The organism is Ideonella lacteola (assembly GCF_038066555.1).
Taxonomy (GTDB): Bacteria; Pseudomonadota; Gammaproteobacteria; order Burkholderiales; family Burkholderiaceae_C; genus Ideonella; species Ideonella lacteola.
The window spans coordinates 1-17,852 of sequence record NZ_JBBUTG010000041.1 but is presented as its reverse complement, the minus strand read 5'-3'; the positions used below and the strand labels follow the sequence as shown (position 1 = coordinate 17,852).

The 17,852-nt window shown below is 58.4% G+C and carries 15 protein-coding genes; 13 read left to right on the top strand and 2 right to left on the bottom strand.

Annotation, left to right across the window (positions count from 1 at the left end; all coding sequences use genetic code 11):
- The first annotated feature begins 644 nt into the window (after positions 1-644).
- From AACH06_RS29300 to AACH06_RS29250, 11 genes are all read left to right on the top strand, one after another.
- Positions 645-941 carry a hypothetical protein gene (locus tag AACH06_RS29300; protein WP_341429366.1) on the top strand — a complete coding sequence of 99 codons (297 nt, stop codon included), beginning with the start codon at positions 645-647 and terminating at the stop codon, positions 939-941.
- Between the two features lie 1,592 nt (positions 942-2,533).
- Positions 2,534-3,178, top strand: coding sequence for a hypothetical protein (locus AACH06_RS29295; RefSeq protein WP_341429365.1), 645 nt, complete (start codon positions 2,534-2,536; stop codon positions 3,176-3,178).
- A gap of 1,024 nt (positions 3,179-4,202) precedes the next feature.
- Positions 4,203-4,580 (top strand): DUF5329 family protein, encoded by a 378-nt coding sequence (locus AACH06_RS29290; RefSeq protein ID WP_341429364.1) that lies wholly within the window; start codon positions 4,203-4,205, stop codon positions 4,578-4,580.
- An 89-nt stretch (positions 4,581-4,669) separates the two neighbouring features.
- Positions 4,670-5,209, top strand: a complete 540-nt coding sequence (locus AACH06_RS29285; RefSeq protein ID WP_341429363.1) for a hypothetical protein — start codon at positions 4,670-4,672, stop codon at positions 5,207-5,209.
- A 1,567-nt stretch (positions 5,210-6,776) separates the two neighbouring features.
- Positions 6,777-7,247 carry a hypothetical protein gene (locus AACH06_RS29280; RefSeq protein ID WP_341429362.1) on the top strand — a complete coding sequence of 157 codons (471 nt, stop codon included), beginning with the start codon at positions 6,777-6,779 and terminating at the stop codon, positions 7,245-7,247.
- 82 nt (positions 7,248-7,329) lie between these two features.
- Positions 7,330-7,992, top strand: a complete 663-nt coding sequence (locus tag AACH06_RS29275) for a hypothetical protein (RefSeq protein ID WP_341429361.1) — start codon at positions 7,330-7,332, stop codon at positions 7,990-7,992.
- Between the two features lie 148 nt (positions 7,993-8,140).
- On the top strand, positions 8,141-8,509 hold the full coding sequence (locus tag AACH06_RS29270; protein ID WP_341429360.1) for a hypothetical protein: 369 nt from the start codon (positions 8,141-8,143) through the stop codon (positions 8,507-8,509).
- A gap of 1,791 nt (positions 8,510-10,300) precedes the next feature.
- A complete protein-coding gene (locus tag AACH06_RS29265) occupies positions 10,301-10,717 on the top strand; it encodes a hypothetical protein (protein ID WP_341429359.1) in 417 nt (138 codons plus the stop codon).
- A 72-nt stretch (positions 10,718-10,789) separates the two neighbouring features.
- Positions 10,790-11,182: a hypothetical protein gene (locus AACH06_RS29260; protein ID WP_341429358.1), complete on the top strand. Its 393-nt coding sequence runs from the start codon at positions 10,790-10,792 to the stop codon at positions 11,180-11,182.
- A 1,069-nt stretch (positions 11,183-12,251) separates the two neighbouring features.
- On the top strand, positions 12,252-12,650 hold the full coding sequence (locus tag AACH06_RS29255) for a hypothetical protein (RefSeq protein ID WP_341429357.1): 399 nt from the start codon (positions 12,252-12,254) through the stop codon (positions 12,648-12,650).
- Positions 12,651-13,231: 581 nt separating this feature from the next.
- The gene (locus tag AACH06_RS29250) at positions 13,232-13,684 is read left to right on the top strand and encodes a hypothetical protein (RefSeq protein ID WP_341429356.1); all 453 of its coding nucleotides are present in this window, start codon (positions 13,232-13,234) and stop codon (positions 13,682-13,684) included.
- A gap of 15 nt (positions 13,685-13,699) precedes the next feature.
- Here AACH06_RS29250 and AACH06_RS29245 read toward each other — a convergent pair whose 3' ends face one another.
- Positions 13,700-13,951, bottom strand: a complete 252-nt coding sequence (locus AACH06_RS29245; protein ID WP_341429355.1) for a hypothetical protein — start codon at positions 13,949-13,951, stop codon at positions 13,700-13,702.
- Positions 13,952-14,242: 291 nt separating this feature from the next.
- Here AACH06_RS29245 and AACH06_RS29240 point away from each other — a divergent pair, with 291 nt between their 5' ends.
- A complete protein-coding gene (locus AACH06_RS29240; protein ID WP_341429354.1) occupies positions 14,243-14,593 on the top strand; it encodes a hypothetical protein in 351 nt (116 codons plus the stop codon).
- Positions 14,594-15,745: 1,152 nt separating this feature from the next.
- Here the strand turns inward: AACH06_RS29240 and AACH06_RS29235 are convergent.
- Positions 15,746-15,871, bottom strand: a complete 126-nt coding sequence (locus AACH06_RS29235) for a hypothetical protein (protein WP_341429353.1) — start codon at positions 15,869-15,871, stop codon at positions 15,746-15,748.
- Between the two features lie 1,218 nt (positions 15,872-17,089).
- Between AACH06_RS29235 and AACH06_RS29230 the strand changes: the two genes are divergently transcribed.
- The gene (locus AACH06_RS29230) at positions 17,090-17,692 is read left to right on the top strand and encodes a hypothetical protein (RefSeq protein WP_341429352.1); all 603 of its coding nucleotides are present in this window, start codon (positions 17,090-17,092) and stop codon (positions 17,690-17,692) included.
- Positions 17,693-17,852: the final 160 nt, after the last annotated feature.

The window sequence follows — 17,852 nt, the reverse complement described above, 5'->3', positions numbered from 1 at the left end:
GCATGAAATACATGTCGGTTGTGGCATTGCGTTCCAGGCATCTCGGTGCCCTTCCCCCTCTGCCTAACCGCTCCGTCAAGGGGACTGGCCTGCGGCCAGCCCCTTACGTCGAACGTTAGGCCCTCAAGCAGGTCCTCCCCAAATCGAGTCGGCACAATGAGTCAACGCGCGGTAGAAGTAGATCCAACCTTCTTCCTTCGCATTCGCGTGCACGCCCCACTTTCAGTCCGCCAGGTAGCTACCTTGCGAAAGGTTGGGCCAGGCCTATCTGAGCAATCCCCGGAACTTCTTCTAGAAGAGTGGCGACTCATTCAGGAGATCACGCTTGGCCCGTTCGGCCGCAAGTATCAGGCCCAGCGCGCGAGGGTCGAGCTAGATGAGGTCGGTCTCGCCGCCGAGATGCTGGCAACATAAGCACCCCCTTAGCGCCCCCAGTCTCCGTGGCGTCAATTGTCCCGCTTGCAACGCAATGACCACTTATTTTGCTTTCCGCCGTCGGCCTAACTCCTCCGTCAAGGGGACCTGCCTACGGCAGGCCCCTTACGTCGAACGTTAGGCTCTGCAAAGTCACGCCCAGCGAACCGGAAGTACTGTTCTCAAGTTCGTCGTCGCACTGAGTCCTCGTCAATCGAATCGAACGCAATATGAGTGAAGTCGAGAAGGTCAAGTGTGAGACACACGGCTGGCAAGAAGAGTCCTTTGTCTGTCAGCACATTGCAGGCACCCTTCTTTCGGGGGTTTCTGTTGGCTTCCATTGGTCCGCCGGCTCCGTCGCCAAGCACCCCGATGCCTGGTGCTCGGTGTGCGAGGAGGCCCGAGTTCAAGCCGGTGGAGAGTGGACCTCGGAGGTTGAAGAGCAACTCAACATCAAGCTCCTTTGCAGCGCGTGCTATGAACATGCAAAGAGCATTTGGTCCAATGGACGCAAGGTCACCCAATGACAGCAGCGCCTAACCCCTCGGTCAAGGGGACTTGCCTGCGGCAAGCCCCTTACCTCGAACGTTAGGGATCATTCTCCCCCTTTTTAGTCGCTCTACTCGTGCATTCAATACTCACTCGCCTTGTCGCTACCGCATGCGCCATCTCCATGGCCGCTTGCTCCACTCTAAGCACAGTTGCCGATCGTCGAGCGCCCGGAACTGATCCATCAGTGGCAGTCACAACTCTGCTCAAGCCCTCGGACTACGTTGTGGTCACGTACAAAGACCATTCACAAACCGGCATCACACTCACGTCAGTGAGTTCCACCGAGATCGTTGGCGTTCAAGACGGTTCGGATGTTCAGGACCACATCAAGATCGATGACGTTCAGATCATCCAGAAGTCGGAGCGGTCTCCTGGTAGAACGGTGCTCCTCATTGTTGGAGCCGCCATTGCTGGCATCTTGGCGTTTCTCGCTATTATCGGGCCCGGATTTCAGGGTTAGGCGCATATTCAGTGGCTACTATGTGGCCAGATCCCTAACCCCTCCGTCAAGGGGACTGGCCTGCGGCCAGCCCCTTACGTCGAACGTTATGCGTCTTCCTAATCTGCGCAAGCCGCGAAAGTCCATGCGCTATGGCGCGGGGCGAAGTCACATTCGCTATGACCACAAGCAACGACCAACATTGATCGAGGTCGCTTGCCCCAAGTGCGGAGGCTGCGCAATCGCGAAGGAATCGCCCTACGAAGAGGGTTTTCTCATCGTCGGAGACACATCGCCAACCTGGGATGAAGCAGCGTTTTCCATTTCTTGCACAGGATGCCTGCATCGGGCAAGCGGTCTTCGCTACCAAGACCTTCCGGAACCGTTTCACCAGATCGCAGTTTCCGGCCGGGTCCTCTGGGCGTGGAATGCTGAGCACCTAGGCATGGTGCAAAGCGTTCTCTTGGGTAAAAGTGTGGCCAATCACCCGTATGCCTTTTTCTCAACCTACATTCATCGCGGCTGGCTGCAGTGGAGAGCAAAGTTCTCCAAAGAGATCGAGCGACACCTCAAGACGCATAACCCTTCCATCGAGAGGACTCGCCCCGGCAAGCCGGGTCGAGCCTCTCATGTCAAACGTTAGGCATCAGAAAGCAGCTGGCTGGTGAAGCCTCAGCGACATGTCAACGGTTTCTGGGTGCCGGCTTCGTCGTCGGAGTGGGCTGTCCGTCCTTCGGCGGCCAGCGCGCGGGCCGTAGCTGTTCTCACCGTATTCAAGTCAGCTTGGGCACATATGGGTCACCGCGGCAGCATGCCAAGGTCGCTCGAATCGCTCGCTTTGGTCACCGTCGGTGGTACTCTGCGGACCATCTCTGCCAAGGCAAGCTTCCAGCGCTTGGCCAAGGTCGCTGAACTCCTTCGTCTCGTCCAGCCAGCGTCGTAGCATTTGTCGTGAAGGTCTCCTGCTCCACCAACGCATGCCTCGCATGGCGGCCGGGCACGAAATGCATGTCGGTTGCGGTATTGCGTTCCAGGCATCTCGGTGCTCTGGCCACCATGCCTAACCGCTCCGTCAAGGGGCATGGCCTGCGGCCAGCCCCTTACGTCGAACGTTAGCCCTCAGTGATCATGCTTTCCGCCAACTACACCTCTGAAAACGTTTGCCGCGCAATGGGTATGGGCGGTTTCGCAAACGACTGGCAACTTGCTGAAGCCGATCAATCCATTCGAGTCCTCCTGTTGCCGTCCTTTCACAGAGAGGTCTGCGTCTCGGTTCTTTGCAAGGGAAGTTCGGTGTTAGTGTCAGTCGTTGCCGCAGTCTCTCAAATTTGGCTGCAAGATTGGCCAGTTCCTCAGTCGACATCTACTGAACAGGACTCCGGAACCCTAGCCGAGCCTCAGTTCGCAAATCTCTCCTCGCTCTTGCATGTTGCTTCGGAGCCCAAACCAGCCCGTCGCTTCGTTGTAGTTGATGGCATGCGAGCTCACTCGGTTCTTCGTGCCGAGCGCGAGGGCAAGCTGAATCTCAATCAAAACGTCGCCTACGATCCAAGCTATCGTGCGTTTGTGGCAGAGTTGGTAAGCCAGTCCCATAGCGCCATCAAGAGCCCCAGCATTCGCAATGCCCTTGGAGATGCAGGTAGCTATGTTGGACTTCAACTGCCGGTCGAGGTGGTTCCGCCTGCCAAGGAGGTTGTTCGCACCATGGTCCTGCGCAGTCCGGAAGAGACTGCTCAGCTTCTCGACGCTCTCCGCAAGAAGCATGAGGGCTAACCCCTCCGTCAAGGGGACTGGCCTGCGGCCAGCCCCTTACGTCGAACGTTAGGTGGCAAAGTAATGTCCACGGTTTCATCACTTCAAAAGGGAAAGTCTCGGCTGGCACCGCAGGTGTGGGCTGCTCTGCTTTTCGGAATGGCCTCCATCGGTCCAATAGGCAGTTGGTTCATTCTTCTTTTTCATGCCACGCCTCAGTCCCATTTCACCTTTGAAGCCGCGGCTTCTCAATTGCGCTTCGTATTCTCGGCTGAGAGTCCCTCACCGTGGTGGTTCGTAGGGTGGGCAGCGCTTCCATTTGTGCTCGCTGGTCTTGCTCTTTGTAGCCTGGGCTCAATGTCTCATCGCAAGCCGACCGCACTGGCAGTCCTCTTGGTTTCGCTCGTCGTGACAGCCGTGTCCCTGGTCTTCTATTGGCCCGTGGTGGCTGCGCTCACCGCTGGAGGCTCTATAAATGCATTTCGCTGCTACCGGTCAGCCACCTAACCCCTCCGTCAAGGGGACTGGCCTGCGGCCAGCCCCTTACGTCGTACGTTAGGCATAAAAGACTGCTGGTGGGTGAAGGCGCAATCGCATACCGGAGCCTTTTGGGGTGACTCAACCGTCAGCGTGGGCTGTCCGTCCTGCGGCGGCCAGCGCACGGGCCGTGTCGGTTCAAGCCGTATTCGAGTCAGCTTGGGCACATGTGGGTGGCCTCGGCAGCATGCCAAGGCCGCAAGTTGCTCTGCCTGGTCAGCGCCGGTGGTACTCTGTGGGCCATCTCTGCCTCGGCAAGCCTTCAGCGCATTGCCAAGGCAGTTCAAATTCTTCGTCTCGTCCGGCCAGCGTCGTAGCACTTGTTATGCAAGTACTCTGCGTTCCCAATCACTCGCTCCTGGGGCCACCGGGTTTGAAATACATGTCGGTTGCGGCATTGCGTTCCAGACATCTCGGTGCTCTGGCCGCTCTGCCTAACCGCTCCGTCAAGGGGACTGGCCTGCGGCCAGCCCCTTACGTCGAACGTTAGACGGCACAGTTCATCGAAATGCGCCTCCTCACCTCTGTCGTTGCCGCACTTGCCTGCAGCTTGGCCGCAGCAGCCCCAACCGCTGCGCCCGTACGTGTCGAGATCGATCTGCTGCTGTCCAAGCTACAAGCCTCAGGTTGTGAGTTCAACCGCAACGGTTCCTGGTACAGCGGAGCCGAGGCCAAAGACCACTTGCTTCGCAAGTTGGAGTACATCGAAGGCAAGAGCACAGTCCAGTCAACCGAGCAGTTCATTGAGCTTGCCGCCGCAAAGAGCAGTTCCTCAGGCAAGTCATATCAGGTCAAGTGTGGAAGTGAGGCACCGGTCGAGAGCCAGGTGTGGCTCACCAAGCAACTTGGTGTCATTCGAGCCGCCGGCGGTAAGGGCAAGTCGTGAGTTCGTCTTCCACGCAGCCGTCTAACCCCTCCGTCAAGGGGACCTGCCTTCGGCAGGCCCCTTACGTCGAACGTTAGGCCGCATTCAAGATGCAAACACTACCCGCCTACCTCAAGACGAAAAGTCTCGTTTCCGTTCGACGACGCGATGTCGACGACTTCGGAATTCAAGGCTTTCTGGTGGGCCTTTCCGACAACTTGGTGGCTCTCGAGTATGTTCGCGACTTCCAGCTTGATGGGCTCACTGTTCTACGTCGATCAGACATCACGGAAGTCAGGCGAACCGAAACCGATGAGTTTCAAGAGCGCCTCTTGAAACGCGAAGGCATTCAGGCTGGAACTCAGGCTCCTATGCCTTTGCAGTTGGAGGGGTGGAAGTCGCTGATTCAGCAGCTTTCTGATCACTACCCTCTCATGATTCTGGAGCGGGAGCTTGGCCCCTCCCCGGAGTTCGCGATTGGCCGCCCAATCAGAGCAACAGCGGCTCAAGTTGAGTTTCACACCTTCACCGGTACCGGAAGGTGGTCAACCAAGACTGAGCGGCTAAAGTATGCGCAGATCACTTGCCTTCAAGTGAACACACGGTACTTGGGCTTCTACCAGAGGCACTTTGATCGCGATGCGGCCTAACCCCTCAGTCAAGGGGATGTCCACAAGCGGGCTTCGCCCACTTGCGGCCGCCCCTTACCTCGAACGTTAGGCCTCTTCATTCGCTCCTGGTAGCCCCATGGCATTCGGTCAATCGTGCAAATGCTCGGCATGCGAGTTCAGCTTCTACTCCGGTCACAGCCATCACACTGGAAGTAGTGGTGCCATTTGTAGAGGTTGCCTCACCCGATTTGAGCTGCCTACGAAGAGTCCGTGGGGGCCAGAGATAGCAGAGCTAGTCGAGCTCCACAAGGTTCAGAAGTCGATAACCCACAATCCCAAGAACAAGCGTAAGCAGCCAAAAGTAGAGTGGCATCTGGAACCGACAGGAGAGTACTTGCTGATAGAGGCAATTGAGGGAAGCTATTTTGTGAACTACCCGATCCAAGAAGTCACCTGCCCAGAGTGCAAGAGGCTCGGTCAGCTAGCGCTAGATTTCGAGACCGGTGACACATGCCCAGAGTGCAAAAGTGGGAGGCTCGCGTGCACGCCAGTGATCTACTAACGTCCTCGCATACGCCACAGAGGCCTAACCCTTCCATCGAGGAGGGACGTCCAACGGCTACGCCGTTGGCCGCCCCTCATGTCAAACGTTAGGCATCAGAAAGCAGCAGGTTGGTGAAGTCTCAGCGGCCTGTCCGAGCCTTCATTGGGGCAACTCAATCGTCGGCATGGGCTGTCCGTCCTCCGGCGGCCAGCGCGCGGTCCGCGCCGGTTCCAGCCGTATTCAAGTCGGCTTGGGCACATTGGGGGTGGCCGCAGCAGCACATCAAGGTCGCTAGAGTCGATCTCCTTGGTCACCGCCGGTGGTACTCTGTGGGACATTTCTGCCAAGGCAAGCTTGCAGCGCTTTGCCAAGGCAGTTCAAATCCTTCGTCGCGTCCGGCCAGCGTCGTAGCACTTGTCATGCAAGCACTCTGCTTTGTCAGCTCCTGCGTCGTCTGGCCGACCGGTTTGAAATACATGTCGGTTGGGGCATTGCGTTCCAGGCGTCTCGGTGTTTCGGCCGCTTTGCCTAACCGCTCCGTCAAGGGGACCTGCCTACGGCAGGCCCCTTACGTCGAACGTTAGGCATCAAAGGGCAGCGAGCCGGTGAAGTCTCAGCGACAAGTCTACGGCTTCTGGGCGCCTGCTTCATCGTCAGCGGGGGCTGTCCGTCCTTCGGCGGCCAGCGCACGGGCCGTAGCGGCTCAAGCCGTATTCAAGTCAGCTTGGGCACATGTGGGCAGCCGCAGCAGCACGCCACGGTCGCTTGAATCGCTCGCCCTGGTCACCACCGGTGGTACTCTGTGGGCCATCTCTGCCAAGGCAAGCTTGCAGCGTTTTGCCAAGGCACGTCAAGTCCTTCACCTCGTCCGGCCAGCGTCGTAGCATTTTTCATGCAAGTCTCCTGCTCCGCCAACGCCCGCCTCGCCTGGCTGCCAGGCATGGAATACATGTCGGTAGTGGCATTGCGTTCCAGGCATTTCGGTGGTCTGACCGCTCTGCCTAACCGCTCCGTCAAGGGGACTGGCCTGCGGCCAGCCCCTTACGTCGAACGTTAGGCTTCATGACCGACACGCAGTTCACCGTTTTCCGCTGGCTTGCCATTCCGGCCGCTATGGTGATCGCAGCAAACTGGTTTACGCTTAGTTCGAGTCTTCGTCTGGCCGACGCGATCGAGACAACCGCCACGGTTAAAACTGGTACTTTCAAAGGTCAGCGTGTGGCGTATCTACAAACAGCGAAACTGGGCGAGGTCAGGGTGGAATGCTCCAACGCGCCACAACTTTGCAACGCTAAGGTCTGCCCGCCTAGAGTTTCCGTCAAGGTATGGCTGCAAACTCCAGGGCCCTTGCACTGGCCCTGGGTCGTAGCTGCTGAGCGCGAAGGAAGCACGATCATCACTCCTGAAATGCAGGCCCCTATCTATCGGAAGGCCAAGTTCGTCTGGGCCATTGGCACACTTGCAGCTGTACTCATTGGCTTCATGCTCTGGTACGCCGCGCCGTACAAGCGCGCCCTTCAAGGTGAAGCCTAACCCCTCCGTCAAGGGGACGCCCCGCAAGCGGGCCGCCCCTTACGTCGAACGTTAGCCATCAATCATCAGAGCTCGCCACAACATGAAGACGCTCCGCTTCTGGCTCTTTGGCGCCGCTCTCACGCTATACGCGCATCTAGCGTTTGGCGAGGGCTTCTTGGGAATATCGGCCAAGTCCAGGCTCCAAGACCTCAAGACACAGTTCCCCAATGCCACCCTTACTGAGCTCGAGCCAGTGTGGCTCCAGCCGCATCAGCGCTTGATTCAAATCTCTGGCGTTGGCATAGATGGATCGCTCGCAGTCAAGCTGGAACATGAAGTTGAGGCCACGCGCCTACTAGCCGTGGAGTTGGCCAAGCGGCAAGCTGACAAGTCGATCGAGAGCTGGCAAGCCGAACTTCTTCAAGGGCTTCCGGAGAAGGTCGCGAGCCTTCAACGGAATCCTCCCAGCGATCCGTGGGAGGTAAAGGACATTCGATGGGAGCCTCCTACGCCTGTGCCTCTGCGCTCCGCGCTGGCTCGGTACGGCAAGCCCGATTCAGACAAGTCCGATGAACAGTTTCGAAGGGTGGTGGAGTGGTCGTCGAAAGGCGTCACCGCCTACGTCGACCAGTCAGAGGCCATATCCGTATTCGTCTACACCTTTACCCTGCGAGACTATCTGTGCGCCAACCTACCAGATGCATGCAAGAACATCGAAAAGGAAGACCCGAAGTCCAAGCCGGCTCAGGGTAGCAAGCGGTGATGGCTAACCCCTCCGTCAAGGGGACTGGCCTGCGGCCAGCCCCTTACGTCGAACGTTAGGTGTCATGAGTAATTCGCGTCTCCCTCTCCCGGAGGGTCTGGTTCGCCTCATCTCATCGGGCGTCTGGCCAGGTGCGAATGGACCGTCCATGACAGCGCAGCAACTCAATCCACTGGTGCCACCCGAGCGGGTGCGCCTATTCGCCGAAGAGGAGTCGCTGATCTTTCTCGAGCCGCCACCGTTTTCCACCATTGCCCAGGAAAGACAGAAAGGTGGTGCAGGTGACTTCTGGGAAAGGTTTGGTGCGCTGCATCAAATAGTCCCTGAGCAGGCCCTCGTCATCGGCGACTTCGGCCTTGGCTCAGACTCCCCGATCGTCCTAGACTTCCATGCAAATTCTGTAGATCCTCCAGTGCTTCGCCTTCGCTGGAGCACAGACAAATCCAACGAATGGGTGCTAGGCGCAAGGAACTTCGATGCCTTTGCTAGGTTGCTTGGCTTCATCGCCGACACCTAACCCCTCCGTCAAAGGGACTGGCCTGCGGCCAGCCCCTTACGTCGAACGTTAGGCCCTCCGGGAACAGCCGGCTTGCGCCACCTTGGTGCGTCGCGCAGAATATCCACCTATGACCACAACGTCTTCGCCTTCATCCCTACATCTGGATATCTATATCCACATGTGGAGTCCAACGTTGACGTCTAAATCACGTTAGGCCCTCCGGGAACAGCCGGCTTGCGCCACCTTGGTGCGTCGCGCAGAATATCCACCTATGACCACGACGTTTTCGCCTTCATCCCTACATCTGGATGTCTATATCCACATGGGGAGTCCAGCGTTGACGTCTAAATCACGTTAGGAGTCTGCGGTGCAAGCAATCAGCTTCGTTCTAGCACTGCTGGTCGGTCTCATTCTTTGGAGCACGATCTTCTCCTCAATGAAGTTCGGTGGCCCACTAGCAGGCCCGTCCGGTATTTCTGACTTTCTGAGCTTTCTCCTACCAATTGCAACGCTTGCTATCCCGTGCTCAACTAAGCGCTTTGTCGCAAATAGGCCGGCCCTCGCTTTGTGGTTCTTAGCATTGGCGCCGCTGTTCGGCCTATGCTCTGCCACGCTAACCATCGTAATCGGATACAACTTGCCTTTTCCAGATACGTGGTCAGAAAGTAGTCGATCTGCGGTGGTGTCGCTCATGATCTACTTGCCAGTCGCACTTATCTGGTTCTGGTCATCTAGAAATGCCGCCTCGCCACAGGTACCCAAAGACTCCTAACCCCTCCGTCAAGGGGACCTGCCTGCGGCAGGCCCCTTACGTCGAACGTTAGGCATCAAAGACTGCAGGTGGGTGAAGGCGCAATCGCATACCGGAGCCTTCTGGGGGTGACTCAACCGTCAGCGTGGGCTGTCCGTCCTTCGGCGGCCATCGCACGGGCCGTGGCGGCTCAAGCCGCATTCAAGTCTGCTTGGGCGCATGTGGGTGGCCGTGGCAGCACGCCACGGTCGCTGGAAATCGCTCTCCCTGGTCACCGCCGGTGGTACTCTGTGGGCCCGCCCTGCCAAGGCAAGCTTTCAGCCCATTGCCAAGGCAGTTCAAACTTTTCTTCCCGTCCCGCCAGCGTCGTAGAACTTGTTATGCAAGCACTCTGCTTTACCAGTCACCGGCTCGTCGGGCCACCGGGTTTGAAATACATGTCGGTTGTGGCATTGCGTTACAGGCATCTCGGTGCTCTGGCCACCATGCCTAACTGCTCCGTCAAGGGGACCTGCCTGCGGCAGGCCCCTTACGTCGAACGTTAGGCATCACACGGCAGCAGGTTGGTGAAGGCGCAGCGTCATGTCCGAGCCTTCTTTCGGGCAACTCAATCGTCGGCATCGGCTGTCCGTCCTTTGGCGGCCAGCGCGCGGGCCGTGGTGGCTCCACCCGTATTCAAGTCAGCTTGGGCACATGTGGGTGTGCCTTGGCAGCATGCCAAGGCCGCAAGTTGCTCTGCCTGGTCAGCGCCGGTGGTACTCTGTAGGCAATCTCTGCCACGGCGAGCTTTCAGCGCTCTGCCGAGGCAACTGAAATACTTCTTCTCTTCCGGCCAGCGTCGTAGCATTTGTCATGCGAGTCCCTTGCTTCATCAACGCGCATCTCGCATGGTTGCCGGGCATGAAATACATGTCGGTCGTGGCGTTGCGTTCCAGGCATCTCGGAGCCCTACCCGCTCTGCCTAACCGCTCCGTCAAGGGGACTGGCCTGCGGCCAGCCCCTTACGTCGAACGTTAGGCACCGCAATGCATAGTCGGTTTTCCATCCTGCTAGCTGCAGTGTTCACCATTGCCGCACCCAGTCGCGCCGACGACTCACGCATTGCTCAGTCCTTTTCACTTCACGGAGTTGAGCGTGTTGTGCTGCGATCGGCCCAGGCAAAGCAAGCTGTCGTTACGACGGTCGAAGCAGGTGAACCCATCATCACAGTCTCTGGCAATGTCGCAGGCGGAGCCGCCGGCTATCACTCACCCGATCCAAACTGGAAGGAAACACCGGCCTCCCAGTGGGGTATGAAGTTCGTCGCCAAACAGTTCGGTCCCGTTCTAGTCGTGTCGAGCCAGAGTGAAGTTGGCTACATTCATCATCAATACACTGTAGAGAACATCACTGTCCAGCTTCCAAGGGGAATCCAACTTGTTCTTGAGCAGCGCGTGCTCAGCGGCTCCGGTGAGCCTGATCTGCATAGCCCATGAACGCGGCGCCTAACCCCTCCGTCAAGGGGACGTCCCGCAAGCGGGCCGCCCCTTACGTCGAACGTTAGGCCCATGAAACACCGCATATACGCCACTCTTCGTTTCGTAGCCCTCTTCGCTGCCGCAGCCACTACGGACGCCGTCGCGCAGGTGGCCACGGATGAAGGCATCAAGGGGTTCGCCACTTGTCAAGCTTGGGCGGTCGCCGTCTATGTGTCGCCTGACTCGTTTCCAGATGAGTGGGTTGCTTGGGCTTTTGCTTTGCAAGCAACCGGCGTCGCTTCTCCGATGAGCGACGAATGGTCACCTTTGAAGAATAATCCTATGTTTCAGCAAACTCTTCGTGAAACGAGAGACGCTCTCGCCAAAGAACCGGTTTCGTCGGAAAGCCCATCCTACAGGCAAGCCTACCAAACCTGCATGGCTCACGCTGAGGCACTCAAAAAGCAACGGAAACCACAATAGTCGAAAATGGTGTGAGTCGTGCGCCGTCAGTACGGCAGTGGCCTAACCCCTTCGTCAAGGGGACTGGCCTGCGGCCAGCCCCTTACGTCGAACGTTAGGCCTCATAAGGGAGTCGAAGCAAATGGTCACCAACCACCTTCTTGTAGGCTGCTTGCTCTTCGCAGCGCTCCAATGCATTCAAGCAGCCGAGACAGCCCCTTCATTCCAACTCATCACAGCCAGTGATGGGCGTGTCTATCGAATCGACACGAGGACTGGGAAGACCGAGCTTCTTGAAGGCACGGCCTTCCGAGAAGTCGTAGAGCCCGGAATGCCTCAACTTGTAGTCGGCAAGGTCTACCGTGGAGAAGATGGAAAGTCGACCTACCGGTACATAGGTGAAGGAAAGTTCGAATCGTGGAGCCTCGACCGATACTTCCTTCCCGATGCCGCTCCAAAGAAGTAGCTCATGTAACCCGCCTGCTATGTCACGCCTGACGCCTAACCCCTCCGTCAAGGGGACGTCTTGCGCCGAGGCGCAAGCCGCCCCTTACGTCGAACGTTAGGCATCAGAAGGCAGCAGGGCCGGTGAAGTCTCAGGGACATGTCTGCCGTTTCTGGGTGCCTGCTCCATCGTCGGCGTGGGCTGTCCGTCCTTCGGCGGCCAGCGCGCGGGCCGTGTAGGCTCCAGCCGTATTCAAGTCAGCTTGGGCACATGTGGGTGGCATTGGCAACATGCCAAGGCCGCAAGTTGCTCTGCCTGGTCAGCGCCGGTGGTACTCTGTAGGCAATCTCTGCCCCGGCGAGCTTTCAGCGCTCTGCCGAGACAACTGAAATACTTCTTCTCTCCCGGCCAGCGTCGTAGCATTTGTCATGCGAGTCCCTTGCTTCATCAATGCGCATCTCGCATGGTTGCCGGGCATAAAACACATGTCGGTCGTGACGTTGCGTTCCAGGCATCTCGGTGCTCTACCCGCTCTGCCTAACCCCTCCGTCAAGGGGACTGGCCTGCGGCCAGCCCCTTACGTCGAACGTTAGGCGTCTCGCAGACGACTCAGCACCGAAGCGTCACGATCGCGGTGCGCAAGGTATGACGACATCACCACACAAGCTATTCCGCGAAGTTCTGGCCGAAGCCAATGATCCGCTTGCAGCAATTCGAGCAGTCAGAGAAGTCTTTGGTCTCACCGTCGACGAGGCAAAGGAGGTGTGGGTGCAAGCCACTGGCAGTGCAACGTCTCTGACTGAACACCAAGAGAAGCTGGCAAGGGCGCTTCTGCAAACTGTTTGCCCGACCTGTCGCTCGTCCGAAGCGGTTAGTCGCAAGATGTACGCGTTGCCAAGCGGTTTGGGCTACTCAAGCTCCGAGATTGTTGGCGCACCCGGTTCGCAGTTCGTCTACGGCTTCTGGTGTAACTCGTGCCAAATCGGCTTCGTTCCCAACCATCTCTTAGACGAACTTGGGCTAGATCAGGTGCGCGGTGTTTAGGGGGCTCCTAAAATGAGCAGTCTCTTCTCCACCCAGCCGCCTAACCCCTCCGTCAAGGGGACTGGCCTGCGGCCAGCCCCTTACGTCGAACGTTAGGCATCAGAAGGCGGCAGGTTGGTGAAGGCGCAGCGGCATGTCCGAGCCTTCTTTGGGGCAACTCAATCGTCGGCTTGGGCTGTCCGTCCTCCGGCGGCCAACGTGCGGTCCGTGGCGGCTCCGGCCGTATTCAAGTCAGCACGGGCACATGTGGGTGGCCGCAGCAGCACACAACGGTCGCCGGAATCGTTCTCGTTGGTCACGGCCGGTGGTACTCTGTGGGCCATCTCTGCCCTGGCAAGCTTCCAGCGCTTTGCCAAAGTCGCTGAAATCCTTCGTCCCAGCTGCCCAGCGTCGTAGCACTTGTTATGCAAGTACTCTGCTTTTCCAGTCACTGCATCGTCTGGCCACCGGATCTGAAATACATGTCGGTGGTGGCATTGCGTTCCGGGTGTATCGGTACCCTACCCGCTCTGCCTAACCGCTCCGTCAAGGGGACTGGCCTGCGGCCAGCCCCTTACGTCGAACGTTAGGCTTCAAGAGCAATGCGCCGCGCACTCTGTTCGATTTTAGTCATTGCTCTGGTCGCGTGCTCCGAGCTGGGCAACGGTGCGGGCCAAATCAGCCAGAAGATTGGCCAGGTCACGCACGATCCTACTTCCAAGGAAGTGAACCTATCGAAGCTCACTACCTTTGGGTGGGAATACTTCTACTTCTTCAAGTCAGGCACCACTCGCGAGCAGATCTGCCAGTTGATAAAGGCAAACAGAAACAACTGTGGCCGCATCATCCGTTACGAGTCTGTGCCTGATGATTTCGTTGCACTCTTCTTTGGTCTCAATGGTCAGTTGACTCACACTGAACTTCACGCACTAGCAAACGGAGAGTTTGATTTCAACGTCGGTGCAGATGGCTACCCAAGAGAGAAGGCTGTCTTCGTCATTCGCCGGGCTTCGGCCGGTACGCAGCAAGATCGCATCTTGCTCGAGCCGAAATGAAGCCTAACCCCTCCGTCAAGGGGACTGGCCTACGGCCAGCCCCTTACGTCGAACGTTAGGCATCACGTGAGCGTACTCGCTACCATTGGCCGCATCGTCAGAAAGGCGTTCGGCTATCGCTATCTTGAGATCGCTGATGACCTTCCAGGTCGCGTGACATTGCGCTATGGCCACACCACGACTACGTTCGATCGAAAGACAGGCAAAGTCGAGCAGAACGGCAGGCCGGTCGCAATGGTAAGTCTGGTTGAGAGAATCGAGGTTCATCAGCCACTCAACCACCAAGGCCCGCCAAACTGGTATGTCACGGTTCACATTTCTGGCCACAGGCAAGTCGAGGTTGGCCAAAGTACTGACGAACTCGATGCATCCATCGTCGCAGCACGAATCTCAAAGATTACGGAGCGCCCAGTTGTGGTGAATGCATCATGAACAAGTATTCGCGTCGTTAGTCACGGCAAGCGCGGGTGCTGCCTAACCCCTCCGTCAAGGGGACGTCCACAAGCGGGCTTCGCCCACTTGCGGCCGCCCCTTACGTCGAACGTTAGAGCGCTACGAATGCAATTCGCCCGCGTTGGTGATTTTCTTGCCGCAAGTCAGATCACTGGGCCTCGTCACAATCTCCTGCAGCTTCGCCTTGGCAGTCAGCCGCAAGGCGTTCCTGTCTGCGAATGCCTCCCTCCGGTTGGCAAGTGTCAGCATGAACCACTGGACAAGTCAGAACTCATAGCCAATGTCCTTCAAGGCGTGAGCGAGGCAAATTCTCGACACGGAGCGCGCCATTCCGTCTTACATATCCGCTACGTCGAGAACGACACCAAGCCTGAGTCGGTCTATGCGTTCCTGGCACTCAAGCTCGTCGAGCATCTGGAGGTCGGCGGTGAGTTCACAGAGGCAAACAATGAATAGTCTCAAGGGCGTCTCCCTGCTCAGCCAGCGCCCTAACCCCTCCGTCAAGGGGACGTCTTGCGGCAAGCCGCAAGCCGCCCCTTACGTCGAACGTTAGGCATCAGAAGGCAGCAGGTTGGTGAAGGTGCAGCGGCATGTCCGAGCCTTCTTTGGGGGCAACTCAATCGCCGGCATGGGCTGTCCGTCCTCCGGCGGCCAGCGTGCGATCAGTGGCGGCTCCGGCCGTATTCAAGTCAGCACATGGGCACATGTAGGTGGCCGCAGCAGCACACCACGGTCGCCGGAATCGTTCTCGTTGGTCACGGCCGGTGGTACTCTGTGGGCCATCTCTGCCAGGGCAAGCTTTCAGCGCTTTGCCAAGGTAGCTGAAATCCTTCCTCCCAGCCGCCCAGCGTCGTAGCACTTGTTATGCAGACACTCTACTTTGCCGGTCTCTGCATCGTCTGGCCATCGGCCTTCAGATACATGCCGGTTGCGGCATTGCGTTCCGGGCATCTCGGCGTCCCACTCGCTTTGCCTAACCCCTCCGTCAAGGGGACTGGCCTGAGGCCAGCCCCTTACGTCGAACGTTAGGCATCAGAAGGCAGCAGGCTGTTGGAGACGCAGCGGCATGTCAGAGCCTTCTGGGTGGCAACTCAACCGTCGGCATGGGCTGTCCGTCCTTCGGCGGCCAGCGCACGGGCCGTGGTGGCTCCAGCCGTATTCGAGTCAGCTTGGGCACATGTGGGCAGCCTCGGCAGCATGCCAAGGCCACAAGGCGCTCTGCCTGGTCAGCGCCGGTGGTACTCTGTCGGTCATCTCTGCCACGGCAAGCTTTCAGCGCTTTGCCAAGGCAGTTCAAATTCTTCGTCTCGTCCGGCCAGCCGTCGTAGCACTTGTTATGCAAGCACTCTGCTTCGCCAGTCGCTGCCTCGTCGGGCCACCGGGCTTGAAATACATGTCGGTTGTGGCATTGCGTTCCGGGCATCTCGCTGCTCTGGCCCTTTGCCTAACCGCTCCGTCAAGGGGACCTGCCTGCGGCAGGCCCCTTACGTCGAACGTTAGCCGTCAATGGAACCCCAACCATCTCAAGTCGCGAAGGTTCGTGCCGAGCGCTACGCGCAGTGGGAGAGAACTGCGCCAGCAACTTGCGCGGCACTGGTCGTCGCCGCCTCAGTCGCCGCCTACACGTACCGCCCCAATCTGTTTGTCGTCGCGGGCCCATTCATTGGTGGCTTGGCGTTCTTCTTTAGCTGGCGGGCGGCTCTTCTTGATCGTCACAATGTTGCCTTGGTTCATGCCTTGGTTGGCGTTGTCGTTGCAATGTCAGGAGTAGTCTTCGCTGGCGAGGTCGGCGTGATTGTCATGTTCTCTCAGAGCTTTCCTTGGCTCGGCCTTGGGATGTTTCTCCCCATCTGGTTCGCACGTCGCCGTAGTCCAGCACCATAGCCACTTGCGGTGCACCGTCATGCTTCAGGCCCCTTCGCTTCCACCACCGTTGACGGCTAACCCCTCGGTCAAGGGGACTGGCCTGCGGCCAGCCCCTTACCTCGAACGTTAGGCATCAGAGAGCAGCAGGCCGGTGAAGTCTCATCGACGTGTCTACGGCTTCTGGGTGCCTGCTTCGTCGTCGGCGCGGGCTGTCCGTCCTTTGGCGGCCAGCGCACGGGCCGTGGCGGTTCCTGCCGTACTCTGGTCAGCGCGGGCGCATGTGGGTAACCGCGGCAGCATGCCGAGGCTTCAGGTTGCCTCGTCTGGCCAGCGCCAGTGGTACTCTGTGGGCAATCTCTGCCACGGCGAGAATTCATTGCTCTGCCGAGGCCGCTGAAGTACTTCTTCTGTCCAGGCCAATGTCGTAGCACTTGTCATGCAAGTCTTCTGCTCCACCAACGCACGCCTCGCGTGGCTGCCGGGCCTGAAATACATGTCGGTTGTGGCATTGCGTTCCAGGCATCTCGGTACTCTGGCCACCATGCCTAACCCCTCCGTCAAGGGGACGTCCCGCGAGCGGGTCGCCCCTTACGTCGAACGTTAGGCATCAGAAGGCAGCAGGGCCGGTGAATTCTCATCAACATGTCCACGGCTTCTGGGTGCCTGCTTCATCGTCGGCGCGGGCTGTCCGTCCTTCGGCGGCCAGCGCACGGTCCGCGGCGGCTCCGGCCGTATTCAAGTCAGCCTGGGCACATGTGGGTGGCCGCAGCAGCACACCACGGTCGCTGGAATCCCCCTCCTTGGTCACCGCCGGTGGTACTCTGTGGGCAATCTCTGCCACGGCATGCGTTCACCGCTCTTCTGAGGTAGCTGAAGTCCTTCTTCTCTCCCGGCCAGCGTCGTAGCACTTGTCGTGCAAGCCTCTTACTCCACCAACGCATGTCTCGCCTGGCCACCGGGTTTGAAATACATGTCGGTTGTGGCATTGCGTTCCAGGCATCTCGGTGCCCTACCCGCTCTGCCTAACCGCTCCGTCAAGGGGACTGGCCTGCGGCCAGCCCCTTACGTCGAACGTTAGATTCTTCTATGCACGCCGATCTACCAGCTCAAGCTCTTGCTGCCGTTGCCACGCTGGTCGCCGCACTGATAGCTGGCGCCGTCGCCTTCGTCAATCTCACCTTGACCAAAGAGCTCAAGACCTCAGAGTTTCGGCAAGCATGGATAGATGCTCTTCGTGAGGACTTGGCCAAGTTCTTGGGCGCAGCACGTGCATTCGCTCGGGCGGTTGAAGTCGTTCACACGTTCGGGCCCGAATACAAAGACAAGGTTCCACTTCTCATTGGCGACGAGAAGATTGGAGAGTTGCGCTACCAGGCGGCCGAAACGCTGAGCAGGATTAAGCTGCGTCTAAATCCAGAGGAGCCTGAGCACGAAGAACTGCTTCGACTTCTGGTCAAGGCGGTAAGAATTCAGAATGAGGCTCTCGCCAGCGGAGGGGGCGTCGCAGATGCACTTGCCGCCATCGAATCGGCTAACGAGTACGCGCGACCTGTTCTTAAGAAAGAATGGAAACGAGTCAAGCAGGGAGAGCTTCCCTTCCGCATTACCCGCAACTGGCTTGCGCCACTCATCTTCCTCGTTTCAATCGCGTTTCTGGCCTTCATGTGGAATGGCGCGTTCAGAATCTAACCCCTCGGTCAAGGGGACCTGCCTGCGGCAGGCCCCTTACCTCGAACGTTAGGCATCAGAACGTAGCTGGCTGGTGAAGTCTCAGCGACACGTCAACGGCTTACGCGTGCCGGTTTCATCGTCGGCATGGGCTGTCCGTCCTTCGGCGGCCAGCGCACGG